This is a genomic window from Amycolatopsis sp. lyj-108 (assembly GCF_046549005.1).
Taxonomy (GTDB): domain Bacteria; phylum Actinomycetota; class Actinomycetes; order Mycobacteriales; family Pseudonocardiaceae; genus Amycolatopsis.
In genome coordinates, this window is sequence record NZ_JAJPWQ010000001.1 from 292933 (window position 1) to 307885 (window position 14953).

The 14953-nt window shown below is 68.3% G+C and carries 16 protein-coding genes and 1 pseudogene; 6 read left to right on the plus strand and 11 right to left on the minus strand.

Translation table 11 applies throughout. The features are described from left to right. Positions 1–6: 6 nt before the first annotated feature. Genes ACLJO0_RS01400 through ACLJO0_RS01410 form a run of 3 tightly spaced genes read right to left on the minus strand, consistent with a single transcriptional unit; the run spans position 7 to position 2304 of the window. Positions 7–324 (minus strand): WXG100 family type VII secretion target, encoded by a 318-nt coding sequence (locus ACLJO0_RS01400; protein ID WP_410576221.1) that lies wholly within the window; start codon positions 322–324, stop codon positions 7–9. Continuing rightward, positions 324–935 (minus strand): YbaB/EbfC family nucleoid-associated protein, encoded by a 612-nt coding sequence (locus ACLJO0_RS01405; RefSeq protein WP_410576222.1) that lies wholly within the window; start codon positions 933–935, stop codon positions 324–326. Before ACLJO0_RS01405 ends, ACLJO0_RS01400 begins: the two co-directional genes overlap by 1 nt. A gap of 55 nt (positions 936–990) precedes the next feature. Further along, positions 991–2304 (minus strand): MFS transporter, encoded by a 1314-nt coding sequence (locus tag ACLJO0_RS01410; RefSeq protein WP_410576223.1) that lies wholly within the window; start codon positions 2302–2304, stop codon positions 991–993. A gap of 211 nt (positions 2305–2515) precedes the next feature. Here ACLJO0_RS01410 and ACLJO0_RS01415 point away from each other — a divergent pair, with 211 nt between their 5' ends. Beyond that, positions 2516–3097, plus strand: coding sequence for a YqgE/AlgH family protein (locus ACLJO0_RS01415; protein WP_396554331.1), 582 nt, complete (start codon positions 2516–2518; stop codon positions 3095–3097). Between the two features lie 18 nt (positions 3098–3115). Further along, positions 3116–3220: pseudogene (locus ACLJO0_RS01420) on the plus strand (IS5/IS1182 family transposase); the annotation flags it as partial. Positions 3221–3227: 7 nt separating this feature from the next. Here ACLJO0_RS01420 and ACLJO0_RS01425 read toward each other — a convergent pair. After that, the gene (locus ACLJO0_RS01425; RefSeq protein WP_410576224.1) at positions 3228–3659 is read right to left on the minus strand and encodes a DUF6892 domain-containing protein; all 432 of its coding nucleotides are present in this window, start codon (positions 3657–3659) and stop codon (positions 3228–3230) included. A 136-nt stretch (positions 3660–3795) separates the two neighbouring features. After that, entirely contained in the window at positions 3796–4218 is a 423-nt protein-coding gene (locus ACLJO0_RS01430) for an SdpI family protein (RefSeq protein WP_125790709.1), read from the minus strand. A gap of 65 nt (positions 4219–4283) precedes the next feature. Between ACLJO0_RS01430 and ACLJO0_RS01435 the strand changes: the two genes are divergently transcribed. The 3 genes from ACLJO0_RS01435 (at position 4284) to ACLJO0_RS01445 (ending at position 9279) form a co-directional block, all read left to right on the plus strand. Next, positions 4284–5435 (plus strand): esterase-like activity of phytase family protein, encoded by a 1152-nt coding sequence (locus ACLJO0_RS01435; protein WP_410576225.1) that lies wholly within the window; start codon positions 4284–4286, stop codon positions 5433–5435. A 170-nt stretch (positions 5436–5605) separates the two neighbouring features. Continuing rightward, complete coding sequence (gene leuS, locus ACLJO0_RS01440; protein WP_410576226.1) at positions 5606–8452, plus strand: leucine--tRNA ligase; 2847 nt, start codon at positions 5606–5608, stop codon at positions 8450–8452. 89 nt (positions 8453–8541) lie between these two features. Next, entirely contained in the window at positions 8542–9279 is a 738-nt protein-coding gene (locus ACLJO0_RS01445; RefSeq protein ID WP_410576227.1) for a 3-oxoacyl-ACP reductase family protein, read from the plus strand. 1 nt (position 9280) lies between these two features. Here ACLJO0_RS01445 and ACLJO0_RS01450 read toward each other — a convergent pair whose 3' ends face one another. After that, positions 9281–10000, minus strand: a complete 720-nt coding sequence (locus ACLJO0_RS01450; protein ID WP_125790713.1) for a TetR/AcrR family transcriptional regulator — start codon at positions 9998–10000, stop codon at positions 9281–9283. A gap of 97 nt (positions 10001–10097) precedes the next feature. Here ACLJO0_RS01450 and ACLJO0_RS01455 point away from each other — a divergent pair, with 97 nt between their 5' ends. Continuing rightward, complete coding sequence (locus ACLJO0_RS01455) at positions 10098–11198, plus strand: hypothetical protein (protein WP_410576228.1); 1101 nt, start codon at positions 10098–10100, stop codon at positions 11196–11198. Here the strand turns inward: ACLJO0_RS01455 and ACLJO0_RS01460 are convergent. The 5 genes from ACLJO0_RS01460 to ACLJO0_RS01480 form a co-directional block, all read right to left on the minus strand. Beyond that, on the minus strand, positions 11182–11775 hold the full coding sequence (locus ACLJO0_RS01460; RefSeq protein ID WP_410576229.1) for a DUF3558 domain-containing protein: 594 nt from the start codon (positions 11773–11775) through the stop codon (positions 11182–11184). The genes ACLJO0_RS01455 and ACLJO0_RS01460 overlap by 17 nt on opposite strands. A 32-nt stretch (positions 11776–11807) precedes the next feature. Beyond that, entirely contained in the window at positions 11808–12206 is a 399-nt protein-coding gene (locus tag ACLJO0_RS01465) for a hypothetical protein (RefSeq protein WP_410576230.1), read from the minus strand. Positions 12207–12220: 14 nt separating this feature from the next. Next, entirely contained in the window at positions 12221–12976 is a 756-nt protein-coding gene (locus ACLJO0_RS01470) for an ESX secretion-associated protein EspG (protein WP_410576231.1), read from the minus strand. A gap of 2 nt (positions 12977–12978) precedes the next feature. Then, complete coding sequence (locus tag ACLJO0_RS01475; protein ID WP_410576232.1) at positions 12979–14358, minus strand: hypothetical protein; 1380 nt, start codon at positions 14356–14358, stop codon at positions 12979–12981. A 78-nt stretch (positions 14359–14436) separates the two neighbouring features. Next, positions 14437–14808, minus strand: coding sequence for a hypothetical protein (locus ACLJO0_RS01480; RefSeq protein WP_410576233.1), 372 nt, complete (start codon positions 14806–14808; stop codon positions 14437–14439). Positions 14809–14953 lie beyond the last annotated feature (145 nt).

Genomic DNA, 14953 nt, shown 5'->3' on the forward strand with positions numbered 1-14953 from the left:
ACGGCGCTAGACCTTCTTGTCCAGCGTCGTCTTGATCTCTTCCTCGGCGTTCGTGAACGCGGTCATCGATCGTTCGACGTTGTGCTGCATGCCCCGCAGCGCCTCGACGATGTTCGCGAACCCTTCGGACGAGCCCTGCGCGCCCGGCTCGTAGTCCTTCGCGAACTCCTTGCCGGCGTCGTCGTTGCCCCAGCATTGGCCGAGCGAGTTGATCGCGGCCATCAGTTCCTTGCCCGCGTCGTCCAGCTGGTCCGCGGCAAGCCCCAGCTTGGCCGCGGCCGTCTTCACCGCGTCCGGATCCGCGGTGAACCCACCGTTCGGCATCAGACTCCCCTGGTCAACCAGCTCGAAGGCGGTTCTTCCTCATCGTCGTCCTGCTGGCGCACCCGTTTCGGAACCGGTTTCGGTGCCGGCGGCGCGGGCGGGGCCGGAGGAGGAGGCGGCGGTGTGTCGTCCTTGATCATCAGCGGGGCGTCGAAGTCTTCGTCGGACTTCGTCGGCGCCTCTTCTTCCTCCGCGAGGAAGTCCGGGATCGACGGCATCAGCCCTTGCAGCGAAGGCGCGCCTTCGATGAGGTCCGAGAGGTCCGGCAGCCCTTCGGTGATCGGGGCCATGAGGTCGGCGACCTGCTGCTTGACCTGCAGCGATCCCTGACGCACCAAGGTCAGCACGGTGTTGGCGAGCTGCGCGGGAGTGGTGCGCTCGAAGGCGTTCGGCTGGATCTCCAGTTTGGCGAGCGTGCCGGTCGCGTCGATGGTGGCGCGGACGAGGCCGTCCTGCGAGACCACCGTCGCCGACGTCTGCGAAGCGGCTTCCTGCGCGTCCCGGAGCTGGGCGGTCTGGCGCTCGAACTGCTCGAGCAGCGTGTCGACCTGGTCCTTCATGGCGGCATTGCGCGCTTCGAGGCGTGCGCTGTCGTCGCCGGCCGTCGTCACTTGAGCCCCCGCAAGTACTTGATCCCGGGCATACGCCACCCGGTGTCGGTAAGCGTCACCCTAATGCCATGGGCGGAGCCGTATCGGTGGTTCTCCTTTTTCGCACCGCGAGCAGGTAGGCGGCGGCGCCCGCCAGGTAGAGGACGGTGGCCGCGATCAGCAGCCCCGGCGAGCGCCCGTCGGCCGGGATCACCGTCGCGGCCAGGGAAACGGCGGCGACCTGGGTGATGTTGAAAAGCGTGTCGTAGAGCGCGAAGACCCGCCCTCGCGCCTCGTCGGCGACGTCGAGCTGGACCGACGAATCGACGCAGAGTTTCAGCACCTGCCCGGCCCCGGTCACCAGGAACGCCGCGACCAACGCGGCGGGCACCACCATCGGCAGGCCGAGCGCGGACTGCGCGACCGCCGCCAGCACCAGCGCGCCCACCACGACGCGGACCCTGCCCAGCAGCCGGATCAGCCGGGCGGTCAGCAGTCCGGCGACCAGGATCCCCGCCCCGGCGAACGCGGCCATCTGCCCCAGCCCCGCCATCCCGGCGCGGAAGATCCCGGCGTCGGTGAAGTGGTTGCGCATCAGCAGCACGGTCACCAGCAGCGAGATCCCGTACGAGGCGCGATGGGCGAACAGCGCGACGAAACCGGCCGTGACGCTGGGCGTGCGCCAAGCCGCCTTCGCGCCGTCGGCGAGACCGCGGGCGACGGCGAGGGCCGGATTCGACGGCTCGTCGACCGTCGACGGCCCGAGCAGCCCGCGCGTGAACCCCGAAGCGAGGACGGCGGCGCCGATCCCGCCCAGCGCGGCGACGGCGGTGACCCACGCGGAACCGGCGTCGTCGGCGCCGGTCAGCGCCCGGAGGCCGATCGCGCAGCCGCCACCGACGACGGCGAGCACGGAACCCCATGTCGCTGCGAAGGCGTTCGCGGCGACCACGGATTTCTCTTCGACGACGTGCGGAAGCGACGCGGACAGACCCGAACCGATGAACCGGGAGATGCCCTCCGACGCCAGCGCCAGGGAGAACAGCCCGATCCCCGCCGCTCCCGTGCCCACCGCGACGGCGGTCGCGAGGATGGTGAGTGACCGCAGGAGGCTCGCGAAGATCAGGACCTTCCGGCGGTCCCAGCGGTCGAGCAGCGCGCCCGCGAACGGCCCGACGAGCGAATAGGGCAGCAGCAACGCCGCGAAACCGCCCGCCATGGCGAGCGCGTCGGCGGCGCGTTCGGGGTTGAAGAGGACGGCACCGGCCAATCCGGCCTGGTACAGGCCGTTGCCCCAGTGCGCGGAGAACCGCGTGAACAGCAGACGGCGGAAGTCACGGTCGCGAACGAACGCCCTCGAACGGACTCGCTCGGGCACGCTGGTCGTCACGAGTTCGCAGCTTAGGGAAGGCGGCCGGTGCGCTTTGAGGTCGCCTCTCGGCGGCTATGCGCAGTGTGGCTCCAGCCGGACGGTATTCCACAAAGGCGGTTCTTCAGTGAGCCCGGGGGACACGGAAAGCGCACCGACCGTTGTGTCCAACGGTGCTCGTGATGCTGTTGTTCCCAGTGCCGGACGATTTGTCCTCACTCGAAGTGGGATCATGGCGGACGTGCCAGCGGACGCCGAGGTCGAACCGGGAACGCTCCTGGTCGCCGCCCCCACGATGTTCGATCCCCATTTCCGGCGGACCGTCGTGTTCGTCATCGATCACCGGGACGAGGGAACGCTCGGGGTCGTGCTCAACCGGCCGAGTGACGTCCCGGTGTACGACGTGCTCCCCAACTGGGGCGGGCACGTCGCCGAACCGCAGTCGGTGTTCGTCGGCGGTCCGGTGGAGAAGAAGACGGCGTTGTGCCTGGCCGCGCTACGGACCGGTGAGACGGCGTCCAGCGTGCCGGGGGTGATCGCCGTCCGCGGTCCGGTCGCGCTGGTCGATCTCGACACCGATCCCGAGATCCTGGTCCCGAAGGTCCGCGGCGTGCGGGTGTTCGCCGGGTACGCGGGCTGGGACTCCGGCCAGCTGGCGAACGAGATCGAACGCGACGACTGGGTGATCGTCCCGGCGTTGCCCAGCGATGTCCTCGCCTCGCCGAACCACGACCTCTGGGGCCAGGTGCTGCGGCGTCAGGGCATCCCGCTGGCGCTGCTGGCCACCCACCCGGGAGACCTCCAGCGCAACTAGGCGGGCCGGTACCAGGGCTGGAGAGTCCTGGCCGAACTCCGTTGTCGCCCACGCGGGGCCACCGCGATCATCACGGCCATCCTCGTCCTGCACCACATCGAGATCCGCCGTCGACCACGATGAAAAGGGCTCATTCCACGGCGATTCCGCGGGCCTTGAGAGTGTCCTCGGCGCCGGGGACGGCCATGATGGCCTCGGCGATGTCGTGGATCACGCGGAGGTTGGGTAGCAGGGCGAGGTCGTCCAGTGCGGTGACGTCGAAGAGGTCGTCCTCGCCGTCCCAGAACGGCGAGCACTGGTGGTAGATCTCCAAGCCGCCGTCAGTGGTCAGTTCGTCCACGGCGGCCAGTTGGCCGGGAGTGATCTCCAAATCGGTGAAGTACTGGCGGGCTTCCTCGAGGACGGTGTACAGCAGGTCCTGTTCGCGCAGGTACTTCCACAGATCGCCGGTGGCGCCCTTGGCGTGGAGAATGTCGGCGATTTGAAAACGGGGCTGGATGAGCTTGTCCTGGTACATGAGCTTGTCGATGACCAGCAGCTTGAAGTTGAAGTCGCGGAACATGCCCATGATCTACCAGACCGCTCCGACAATCCGGGCCCTTTCAGGTCCACATGGCATCGACGATCTCCCGCAGCGCCGTGGCCCGGGATTCTCCCACTGCCGCTGGGCCGTGCAAGGGCATCATTCCTCCGACGCCCTAGGCGGTGGCGGTGTCGGCCTTCTTGAAGACGCCGCAGGTGCCGCAGGCGCAGCCACTGCACCCGGCTGGCCGCTCCGGTTCGGGCTCGGGGACCGTCGCGGCGGCGCGGTTGCCGAGCACTCCCCCGGCCGCGATCAGCGCGATCAGCCCGATCACGCCCACGACCGAGGCCAGTACGAGACCGGACGTCGTCGGCATGATCAGCCCGGCGGCCCCCGCGAGCACGGCGATCACGCCACCGGCCAGCGTCGGGAGCCCGGCGACCTTGTTGCCGAGGCGGAAGGCCTCTTCGCTGCGCATCGTGGCGGCGGTGCGCACGCCGGCGCCGCGGTCACGCGGCAGCTTCTCGCGCAGGCCGAGGAAGCCACCCCAGCCGACGAGGACACCCAGCACGATCGGGACCAGCGCTATGACGAACACTCCACGAGGATAAGCGTGACGTTCCGGCAACCTGCCGGATACCCTGATCGACTGTGCTACAGGCCATGTCAAGCCGAGCTCTCGCCATTGCCCTGATCGGGGCCGTCCCCCTCACCCTGATGGCGGCACCAGCCGCCGAAGCGGGTCACCGTCCGCTTCGCCTGATCGGGGAACAGATCGTCCCGAACGCCCTGCCCTACGAGGGCACGGTCGTCGGCGGCCTGTCCAGCATCGACTTCGACCCCCGCACCGGCGAGTACGCGCTGATCTGCGACGACCGGTCCGCGATCAACCCGGCCCGGTTCTACACGGCGAAGTTCTCCCTGGACGCCGACGGACTCGGCCCGGTCACCTTCACCGGCACCAAGCCGCTCCTGCGTCCTGACGGCACGCCGTACCCGCCGCTCGCGAAGAACGACCCCGCGCAGCCGCCGAACATGCGGACCATCGATCCCGAAGAGCTGCGCGTCGATCCCTGGACCGGCCGGTACGTCTGGTCGCAGGAGGGCGAGCGGTCGGCGGCGGCGCGGATCGATCCGTCGATCCGCGAGGCGAAGCGCGACGGCGCCTACGTCCGTGACCTGCCGATTCCCGCCAACGAGAAGATGACGGAGACGGCGGGGCCGCGGCAGAACCTCGCCCTCGAAGGCCTCACGTTCGCGGGTTTCGGATCGCTCGTCGCCAGCTCGGTCGAGGGTCCGTTGCTGCAGGACGGACCGGAAGCGAACACCACGTCAGGCGCCCTTTCGCGGATCACCGTGCAGTCGCGGTCCGGGCCGATCCTGGCGCAGTACGCGTACCCGCAGGAGAAGGTCTTCGCGGCGCCGAATCCGCCCGGCGCTTTCGCGACCACCGGCATCTCGTCGTTGCTGGCGGTCGACCAGGCCGATCCGACGCGCTACCTGGTGATGGAGCGTTCGTTCGTCACCGGCGTCGGCAACAAGGTCCGCATCTACGAGATCGACACCAAGGGCGCCACGAACATCGCGAAGGTCCCGTCGCTCGGTGAGGCGAAAAACGTCAAACCGGTCAAGAAGCGCCTGCTGGCGGACCTCGCTGACTTCAAGTTGTCCAGTGTGGACAACGTCGAGGGGATGACCTGGGGCCCGCGCCTGCGCGGCGGCGAGCGCAGTCTGGTGCTCGTCAGCGACAACAACTTCTCGCCGACGCAAGTGACCCAGTTCATCGCTCTGGCGGTCCCCTCGGAACGGCTTTGACCAGCGCGTTAAACTGGCCATATGGACACGGCTCGGCTGCTCCTTAGCCTGCCGCGCTGAACTCGGCCGATCGGCCGGGACCAGCGCGGCGACCCCTCATGCCCTCCGGGCTGAGGGGTCGAGTTGTTTCTGGAGTGGCTTGACGTGGATGAGCACGGAGGATTTCGGCGATGAACCAGGCGAGCGAAGGCGCCGACGCGGCACCTCAGCACCGCTACACCGCGGAGCTGGCGGGCCAGATCGAGCAGCGTTGGCAGGACTACTGGTCCGACCACGGCACCTACCACGCGCCGAACCCGGTCGGCCCGCTCGCGGACGAGAGCGGAGAAGTCCCGTCGGACAAGCTGTTCGTCCAGGACATGTTCCCGTACCCGTCGGGCGCCGGTCTGCACGTCGGGCACCCGCTGGGCTTCATCGCGACCGACGTCTTCGCGCGGTACCACCGCATGATCGGCCGCAACGTGCTGCACACGATGGGCTTCGACGCCTTCGGCCTGCCCGCCGAGCAGTACGCGGTGCAGACGGGGCAGCACCCGCGCAAGACGACCGAAGAGAACATGGAGACCTACCTGCGCCAGATCCGGCGCCTGGGCCTGGGTCACGACGAGCGTCGCCGGATCTCGACGATCGATCCGGACTACTACAAGTGGACCCAGTGGATCTTCCTGCAGATCTACAACTCCTGGTACGACGAGAAGGCGGGCAAGGCCCGGCCGATCGTCGACCTGGAGACCGAGTACGCGCAGGACAAACGTCGTACGCCCGACGGCCGCAACTGGTGCGAGCTGACCCGCGCCGAGCAGCTGAAGATCATCGACTCGCATCGCCTGGTCTACCTGTCCGAGGCGCCGGTGAACTGGTGCCCCGGCCTGGGCACGGTGCTGTCGAACGAAGAGGTCACCTCCGACGGCCGCAGCGAACGCGGCAACTTCCCGGTGTTCCGCCGCAACCTGCGGCAGTGGATGATGCGCATCACCTCCTACGCCGACCGCCTGGTCGACGACCTGGACCTGCTGGACTGGCCCGAGAAGGTCAAGTCCATGCAGCGCAACTGGATCGGCCGCTCGCACGGTGCGCGCGTGTCGTTCGAGGCGGGCGAGCAGAAGATCGAGGTCTTCACCACCCGCCCCGACACCCTGTTCGGCGCCACGTATCTGGTGGTCGCGCCCGAGCATCCGCTGGTCGACGAACTGACCGCCGCCACCTGGCCGGAAGGTGTCGACGCCCGCTGGACCGGTGACGCGGCGACGCCCGCCGAAGCGATCGCCGCCTACCGTGCGGCGGCGGCGCGGAAGTCCGAATTGGACCGTCAGGAGAACAAGGAGAAGACCGGCGTCTTCACCGGCTCCTACGCGGTGAACCCGGCCGACGGCAAGGAGATCCCGGTCTTCGTCGCCGACTACGTCCTGATGGGTTACGGCACCGGCGCGATCATGGCGGTCCCCGGCCAGGACGCTCGCGACTGGGAGTTCGCCGAGAAGTTCGGCCTGGAGATCATCCGCACCGTCCAGCCGTCGGACGGCTTCGACGGCATGGCGTTCACCGGCGACGGACCGGCGATCAACTCAGGCTTCCTGGACGGCATGGGCGTCGACGAGGCCAAGAAGACGATGATCGGCTGGCTGGAGGAGCACGAGCACGGTCGCGGCACCGTCCAGTACAAGCTGCGCGATTGGCTGTTCTCGCGCCAGCGTTACTGGGGCGAGCCGTTCCCGGTCGTCTACGACGAGGACGGCCAGGCCCACCCGCTGCCGGACAGCATGCTGCCGGTCGAACTGCCCGAGGTCGCCGACTACTCGCCGGTGACCTTCGACCCGGAGGACAGGGACAGCACGCCGTCCTCGCCGCTGGCGCGCGCCACCGAATGGGTCGAGGTCGAGCTGGACCTGGGCGACGGCAAGAAGACCTACCGCCGCGACATCAACACCATGCCGAACTGGGCGGGCTCCTGCTGGTACCAGCTGCGGTACCTGGACCCGACCAACCCGGACGTGTTCGTCGCGCCGGAGAACGAGTCCTACTGGGTCGGCCCGCGTCCCGCCGAACACGGCGTCGACGACCCCGGCGGCACGGACCTGTACGTCGGCGGTGTCGAGCACGCGGTGCTGCACCTGCTGTACTCGCGGTTCTGGCACAAGGTGCTGTTCGACCTGGGCCACGTGTCGTCCGAGGAGCCGTACCGGAAGCTGTTCAACCAGGGCTACGTCCAGGCGTACGCCTGGACGGACGCACGCGGCGTCTACGTCCAGGCCGACCAGGTCGAGGAGCGGGACGGCAAGTTCTTCTTCGGCGACGAAGAGGTCAAGCAGGAATACGGCAAGATGGGCAAGAGCCTGAAGAATGTCGTGACGCCTGACCAGATGGCAGGCGACTACGGCGCCGACACCTTCCGCTTCTACGAGATGTCGATGGGCCCGCTGGACGTCTCACGGCCGTGGGCGACCAAGGATGTCGTTGGCGCGCAACGGTTCCTGCAGCGGCTGTGGCGCCTGGTCGTCAACGAGGAGACCGGCGAACTGCGGGTGTCCAATGTGGACGCTACGGACGAGGATCGCAAGCAGCTGCACAAGACGGTCGCCGGGGTCCGCGAGGACTACGCGGAGATGCGGTTCAACACGGCCGGCGCGAAGCTGATCGAGCTGAACAACCACGTCACCAAGACCTACGGTTCGGCCGAGGCCACGCCGCGGGAACTGGTGGAGCCGCTGGTGCTGATGCTGGCGCCGCTGGCCCCGCATCTGGCCGAGGAGCTGTGGAAGCGGCTGGGCCACGCGGATTCGCTGGTGCACGGGCCGTTCCCGGTCGTCGACGAGAAGTACCTGGTCGAGGACACCGTGGAGTACCCGATCCAGGTCAACGGCAAGGTGCGCTCGCGCGTCACCGTGCCCGCCGACGCGGGCAAGGACGCCGTGCAGGCGGCCGCGCTGGCCGACGAGAAGGTCGCCGCACTGGTCGGCGACGGCACGCCGCGCAAGGTGATCGTCGTCCCGGGACGGCTGGTCAACATCGTCCTGTAGCGCCGTGGCCGATAGCCGCCAGCGTCGAGGGTCGTGAGGCGATTCGATGGAGTTGTTCAAGGACAACGAAATCGAACGGAGAACACCCCATGACCCTCGACGGCAAGGTGGCTTTGGTGACCGGCGGCAGCCGCGGGATCGGTGCCGCCACGGCGATCCGGCTCGCCGAAGACGGCGCCGACGTCGCACTCACCTATCAGCACAACGCCGCGCTCGCGGCCGGTGTCGTGGACGAGATCAAGGCACTCGGCCGCCGTGCGCTGGCGATCCAGGCCGACAGCGCCGACGCCGCGGCTCTGGTTTCCGCGGTCGACACGACGGTCGCCGAGTTCGGCAGGCTCGACGTGCTGGTCAACAACGCGGGCGTCGGCTTCGTCGGCCCGCTCGACCAGACGAGCCTGGAGGACATCGACCGCGTGCTCGCGGTCAACGTCCGCGGTGTCTACGTGGCCACGCAGGCCGCGGCCCGGCACCTCGGCGACGGCGGGCGTGTCGTCACCATCGGCAGCTGCGTCTCGGACCGCGTCCCCGGCCCCGGGATGTCGCTGTACGCGGTGAGCAAGACCGCGCTGCTGGGCATGACCAAGGGTCTCGCCAGGGAACTCGGGCCGCGCGGCATCACCGTGAACATCGTCCACCCCGGCCCGACCGACACCGACATGAACCCGGCCGACGGCCCGTACGCCGCCGACCAGCGGAGCCTGACGGCGTTCGACCGCTACGGTTCGCCGTCGGAGGTCGCCGCCACCGTGTCGTTCCTGGCCCGGCCGGAAAGCAAGTACGTGACCGCGGCGACCGTCTCGGTCGACGGCGGGCACGCGGCGTAGCTCACTCGGCGGTGAGGCCGATCTCGCGCGCGAGATCGGCCAGCATCGCGTCGAAGAGGACGTCCGGTTTCGAGAACGGGATCGGATAGTTGCCGAAGACCTCGAGCGTGACGTGCCCGTAGAGCCGGGCCCAGAACTGGATCATCAGGTACGTCACGCCGAGGTCGAGCTTCTCCAGCGGGAACGTCGCGCCGGACTCCTTCAGCACGGCGAGCAGTTCCTCTTGGAAGGACGTGAGATCGTCGCGCAGCTCGACGGGCACCACGTCGTTCGAAGGCGTCACCAGGTCGTGCATCGCGAGCACCCGGCCCGCCGCCGCGAGGAAGATCCGCCCGAACGGCTCGTCCAGCCTGCTCAACGTGTCATCGCCAGAAGGCGACGCGAAGACCAGCGTGAACTCCTTGGTGTGCGCGAGCGCCCAGCGCCGGAACCCCTTGCAGATGGCGAAAAGTTGCAGCGCGCCCTCGTCCGGCAGCTGTGCGATGTCCTCGGCGAGCCCGGCCGCGAGATCCGCGACGACGTCCGCACGCAGGTGCTCGACCAGATCGTCCCGGGAGCCGTAGTAGCGGTACAACGCCGGCGCCGTGATGCCGAGCTCGCGTGCGATCGCCCGCAGGGTCACGGCCTCCGGCCCCTGCTCGACCAGGAGCGCCCGCGCCGTCCGGCGGATGTCCTGATCGGTCGCGGCGCGCTCGCGACCCCTGCGGCCGGTGTTGGTCATTCGCGCATTCTAGGTGGTCAGTGCGGGGATGGAGCCGCATGGCCTCACGCTGTCGCGGGCTGGCTTCCGCTTCCGCAACTCGTAGCGTTCCACCTCGATGAGACGCCTACTTCTGCTGATCGTGCCCGCCTTGCTCTGCGCCGCCTGCGTTCCCGAGCCCGGCCCCGCGGGCGCCGCCGCGCCGCCGCCGCCGCCACAACGCTTCATCCTGAAGGAGACCCCCAGCACCGAACCGGCGGCCACCTTCCAGGGGACGCCGGTGCACAACGCGTGCGCGATCCTCACTTCCGATGTGCTGGCGGCCGCGGGGCTGGCCTTGAAGGACGGCTTCCTCCAGGGCGGCGAACGCCTGAGCACCACCGACGGAGACCGCCCGGACCTCGCCGGAAAGGGCCTGTGGGCGAGTACCTGCGGCGGCAGCGTCACCGTGTCCGGCGCGCCGAACCTGACCGATGTCAGCGTGAGCCTGCACGTCTTGCACTCGCGCTTTTCGCAACGAATGGACTGGCGGGACGCCGTACTGGAGGTCGACGTCCGGCAAGTGTCCGAGAGCTCGCCAGAAGACATCAGTATGAGCATCCAGACCGACTACAACATCCTGGAGCTCGGCATCAACGGCTTCACCAAGCTCCCCGATCCCGAAGCCACCTTGAACTCGCTACTCGACGGCGTCCGCCGGAACGTCGCCCAAGGGCCGCGGTCCATGCCCGTGCACAGCTACCCCGCGCCTTACGACCTCGTCGCCGACCCTTGCGCCGCCTTCCCGGCGGAGGTCTTCACCACGATCACCGCACGGCCGACCGATGGCCTGCAACGGGATCTGTTCAGCTTGAGCGAAAACCCGGGTGCGGAGCACAACAGTGTCCAGATGCGCTGCGATCGCGCCGGCCAGGTCGCCCTTTCGGAGGGAATCGCCCCGAGCGTCACCGTCAGCCAGACCGTGCTGTCCGTGCCGGACCTCGCCGTTGCCGCCGTTCGCGAGCAGTGCGACTTCAGCCGGGGCGAGCCGCTGTCTCGGCCGATCGGAGAGGCCAGTTGCGCCCTTCCCGGCACCGACGGCGGCCAGGTCCTCTTCCGCAGCGGTCGTTCGGAGGTGCGGGTCAGCCTCATCGCCGCCAAAACCGATCCGGCGACGACTCGCGAAAATCTGCTCAAAGGCGCCGAGGCCGTCTATGCCCGGCTTACGCCCTCCCCTTGAGGTTCTTCAGGACTTCAGCCGCCACGTCACGGCCGAGGATGCAGCCGTCCTTACCCGCCTGGCTGGCCTTGTCTCCGAGGGATAGGGAAATCGAATAGGCGAGCTGATCGGAGATCCCGACCACGACGGCGCAACCGTCGTCATCCTGGATGTTGGTGTAGCCGATCGCCGGATAGCCGTCGATGGGGTCGAGTTCGACCCAGCGAGCTGCTTTCGGTTTGACGTTCTTGTAGGGGAGGCTGATTCCTTGGTCAGATTTTGTTTGGTAACTGATCGAGAATCCTGCGCCGCTGCCTGATGCTGAACGCCAGTCGCAGGCGTTGCCGAGGGCGTCGGTGCTGGGTTCACCGGGCTTCGGTTCGCCGAGGAAGGTTTCGAGTTGCTGAGTGGTGAGTGCGCTGTCGCAGGGGCTTCCGTCGAGTACCTTGGCCGGTAACGGATTCTGCACGGCGGGTGCCCCGCTGTTCGGGACGCCTGCCGCGCTTGAAGACGCGGGAGGTGCGCTTGTGCCTGGAGTCGCTGTGCCGGGATTGCGATTGCCATCGCAGGCCGTCATGAGCAGGGTGCCGGTGGCCACGAGCGCGAGTGTGGCCAGCAGGTGCCGTGAAGTCATTCGAGTGTCCCGCGTTTCTTGGTCGCTTCGGCAGCTTGCCGATCGGTTTCCTCGGTCAGTCCCAGTGCTTTCTCCAGTCGGAGAATCAGCTCGGTAAAGTACTTCTCCTGAAATCGCAGATGTCCCTCATAGAACCGTCCTGTTTCGTTGACGCCGTTCGGGCCGTTCACCGCGTGAGTGCTTGCCGGTTCGTTGCCCGGTGGCACAACCTGCGACAAGCGTCTTGCCGCATCGAACTGCTTGCCTATGAAGTCGCGTTGGTCTTGGCACTTCTTGAGCAGGGCCCGCATCTCGTCACCGCTCATGGTGAAGCCCTGGCCGCTCGCCGGTGCCGCTCCACCGCCCACGACGTCGTCACTGTTCTGGAACCAGACATCTCCGAAGAACGAAGTCATCGAGATCTCCCCCTTTACTTCAGTCCGTGCAGGGTCGCGTAGAGGACGTCGACCAGGACGTCCCTGCTCCCCGGTTCGAAGCTGACCAGCGGTTCGCCGTCCTCACCCGGCAGCACGTAGGTGAGGACGCGTCCGGCGTGGGCGGTGTCGACGACGGTGAGCGGAGTGCTCCTGGTGCCGTTGTTGGCCGCGTAGAGCTGGTGCACCCCGGTGCGTTTCGCCGCCATCAGTTCCCGCGCCGAGGGCAGCGGGTCGTAGGCGGGCTCCTCGGTCGGGTCCTCGAGGTCGTAGGAATCCTCGTAGACCGGCTGGCCGGAGAAGCGCGATTTCGGGATCTTGACCGGGTTGATCCGAGCCGGTGCGACCGGGGGCAACATGTCGACCAGGGATTCGGCGCCGTAGCCGGGGTCGATGACGTCGATGCGGATCTTCTCGTCCTGGCGGATCACTCGGACCGCGTCCGGGCCGGACGCCGACACGAGGATGTTCCCGGTCTCGTCCGACTCGATGTCGCCGAGCCAGGCGGTGAACCGCAGCGGGCCGGTGGCCAGCACCCGGAGAAGGTCGCGGAACTCCCTGGTCAGGGCGCCTCCGGAGGCCAGCTTCAGCTCGGTGAGGGTGTCGAGCACTGCGTCGTCGAGCTTCTTCTTGGTGTCTTCGGCGAGCCACAGGTGGTCCGGGCCGAGCGCCGCGGGCGGAGTGCCGTGGCGCTCCCATTCCCACGCGGTGAGCAGGACGGTCTTCGGCAGGTACAGGGGTGCTTCGAACACGGTCAAAGCCCGATCACCGGCGGGACCGGCTTCGTGTCAGTGCCGCCGAAGACGCTCTCGGGGTCGGCTTCCTGCAGGTACGAGGCACGCTGGTGCTCCTCGTCCTCGCCGCCCTTGCCCTTGCCCGCACCGGCGCCCATCGGACCCATCCCTGGTGCACCGGGCCTGCCCGCGCCCCCGGCGGGACCACCGGGCATCCCGGGGCGTGCCACCTGGCCGGGCTGACCGGGAGCCATCGCCCCACTGCCGCGACCCGCTCCGGGCGTGGCGCCACTGCCAGGCCCACCGGACGAACCCGAGCCGGGTCCGAAACCGCCGCTGCCGCTGCCGGGACCGAATCCCGGTCCGAAACCGACTCCGCCGCCACCACCTGGGCCGAAGTTGGTGCCACCACCGGTGCCGGGGCCGAAGGACGGCGGCTGGTAACCCGGATACGACGAAGGCTGCGGAGGCGTGTAGCCCGCCGCCCGCGTGCCGTCGTCGTACTGACCAGGGCGGAAGCCCGGATCGGAAGGCTGGTGAGGCCTGGGAGGTTCATACGGCCGCGGGCTCGGGGTTTCGTGGCCGGGTGGCGGTCCCGTCGGTAGTGGCGGCTGCACCCCGCCCGGAGGCGGCCGGTACCCGCCGTCGCCGGGATCCGAGCGCCCGTCGAATCCCCGCACCTTGCCGTCGTCACCAGGGCCGGGACCGGGGCGGCTGTCGTCGATCTTGAAATCGCCGCCGTCGAACGCTCCGAGCTGCCCGTAGTCGATCGTCCGGCCCGCGGTGTTCGAGCTCGACTGGTCGTTATAGGCGTTGTAGCGGTCGAGGTTCGCTTGCGCCTTTTGGTTGTACTGGTTGACCTTGTCTTCTGTGTCGGTGTCCCACGGTGTCGCGTCGTCGTAGGTGCCCGTGGTCGGCGGGTCCGCGGCGACTTCGCGGTCCAGCGAGTTCTTCAGCGACACGAACTGGTCGAGTTGCGTCTGCGTCAACCCCGAATTGCGCTCAAGGCTCGATGAGGCGGACGTGGACGAGTCGGCGAGCGGCTGAAGCTTCGCCCGTGCCGCGTCCGCCGCGCCGCCGGTCCAGGCGGATTCCAATGCCGTCATCACGCCGCGGGTGCCGTCATGCATCTGGGTCTGGTTCCGCGCCTGTTCACCACCGACCCTGCGCGCCTCTTCCAGCGAGCCGGTACCAGGGCCGTTCAGGACGGCTTCGAGCAGCTGCTTGGGCGTCATCCCGCCCTGATTGACCGCTCCGGAGCCGTCGCTCACATTCGACCCGACGATTCCCCCGACGATCGCGCCGACCGGCCCGCCCACGACGAAACCGGCCGCCGCACCGGCGCCGGTCTTGCCGAGCAGCCCCGCGGCCGCCTCCCATACGTCCCCGAACAAACCCATCGAAGCCCTCCCCGGCCCAATCGGTCGATGTATTGCGCTCACGCACAATACCGTGCCGATTACACCAGGTGGGCGGATTCAACCCAGAAGGCGAGCTTGCAGCCGGGTGATCGGCCGGAGCGCCAGGAAGATCGGGACGGCCATTCCGAGCGCGACGAAGAAATGCACGATCCAGGCCCCCGCCAGCGTCGGCCCGCCCCACGTGCCCTCCGGGTCGCTCCCGGTCCAGAAGAGCCCGTAGGTCGCGATGCGCCCCACAAGATAGAAGAGCAGCAAAGCGAGCAAGAACGCGATCACACTCGGACCGAAGGCCGCCAAGAATCGCGGCCGTGTCCCGCTTCCCTGCCCGAGCCAGCGCCGCGCGAGTCCACGCTGGACCTTCGCGCCACCGAGGTAGCCCGGAAGAACGAGAAGCGCGTAGACCGCGCGTTTCCAGTCCGAAATCGTCATACCCGGCACGCTATGGGCTCCTGACCTGCGCGGACACCGTGCTGACCGCCGACCCCGGGTAGGGAAAACCGGGGATCGCTGTGGTGATCCACACGACCGGGGCGTGGATGCGCGCGAAACGTTCCCCGCCGTCAGACGGGTATGC

Bases quoted from the DNA above. Each gene is read 5' to 3' on its own strand.
- ACLJO0_RS01450 (WP_125790713.1), bottom strand. From the start codon at position 10,000: ATGACCAACACCGGCCGCAGGGGTCGCGAGCGCGCCGCGACCGATCAG.
- ACLJO0_RS01415 (WP_396554331.1), top strand. From the start codon at position 2,516: ATGGCGGACGTGCCAGCGGACGCCGAGGTCGAACCGGGAACGCTCCTG.
- ACLJO0_RS01425 (WP_410576224.1), bottom strand. From the start codon at position 3,659: ATGTTCCGCGACTTCAACTTCAAGCTGCTGGTCATCGACAAGCTCATG.
- ACLJO0_RS01480 (WP_410576233.1), bottom strand. From the start codon at position 14,808: ATGACGATTTCGGACTGGAAACGCGCGGTCTACGCGCTTCTCGTTCTT.
- ACLJO0_RS01400 (WP_410576221.1), bottom strand. From the start codon at position 324: ATGCCGAACGGTGGGTTCACCGCGGATCCGGACGCGGTGAAGACGGCC.
- ACLJO0_RS01455 (WP_410576228.1), top strand. From the start codon at position 10,098: ATGAGACGCCTACTTCTGCTGATCGTGCCCGCCTTGCTCTGCGCCGCC.
- ACLJO0_RS01435 (WP_410576225.1), top strand. From the start codon at position 4,284: ATGTCAAGCCGAGCTCTCGCCATTGCCCTGATCGGGGCCGTCCCCCTC.
- leuS (WP_410576226.1), top strand. From the start codon at position 5,606: ATGAACCAGGCGAGCGAAGGCGCCGACGCGGCACCTCAGCACCGCTAC.
- ACLJO0_RS01475 (WP_410576232.1), bottom strand. From the start codon at position 14,358: ATGGGTTTGTTCGGGGACGTATGGGAGGCGGCCGCGGGGCTGCTCGGC.
- ACLJO0_RS01465 (WP_410576230.1), bottom strand. From the start codon at position 12,206: ATGACTTCGTTCTTCGGAGATGTCTGGTTCCAGAACAGTGACGACGTC.
- ACLJO0_RS01445 (WP_410576227.1), top strand. From the start codon at position 8,542: ATGACCCTCGACGGCAAGGTGGCTTTGGTGACCGGCGGCAGCCGCGGG.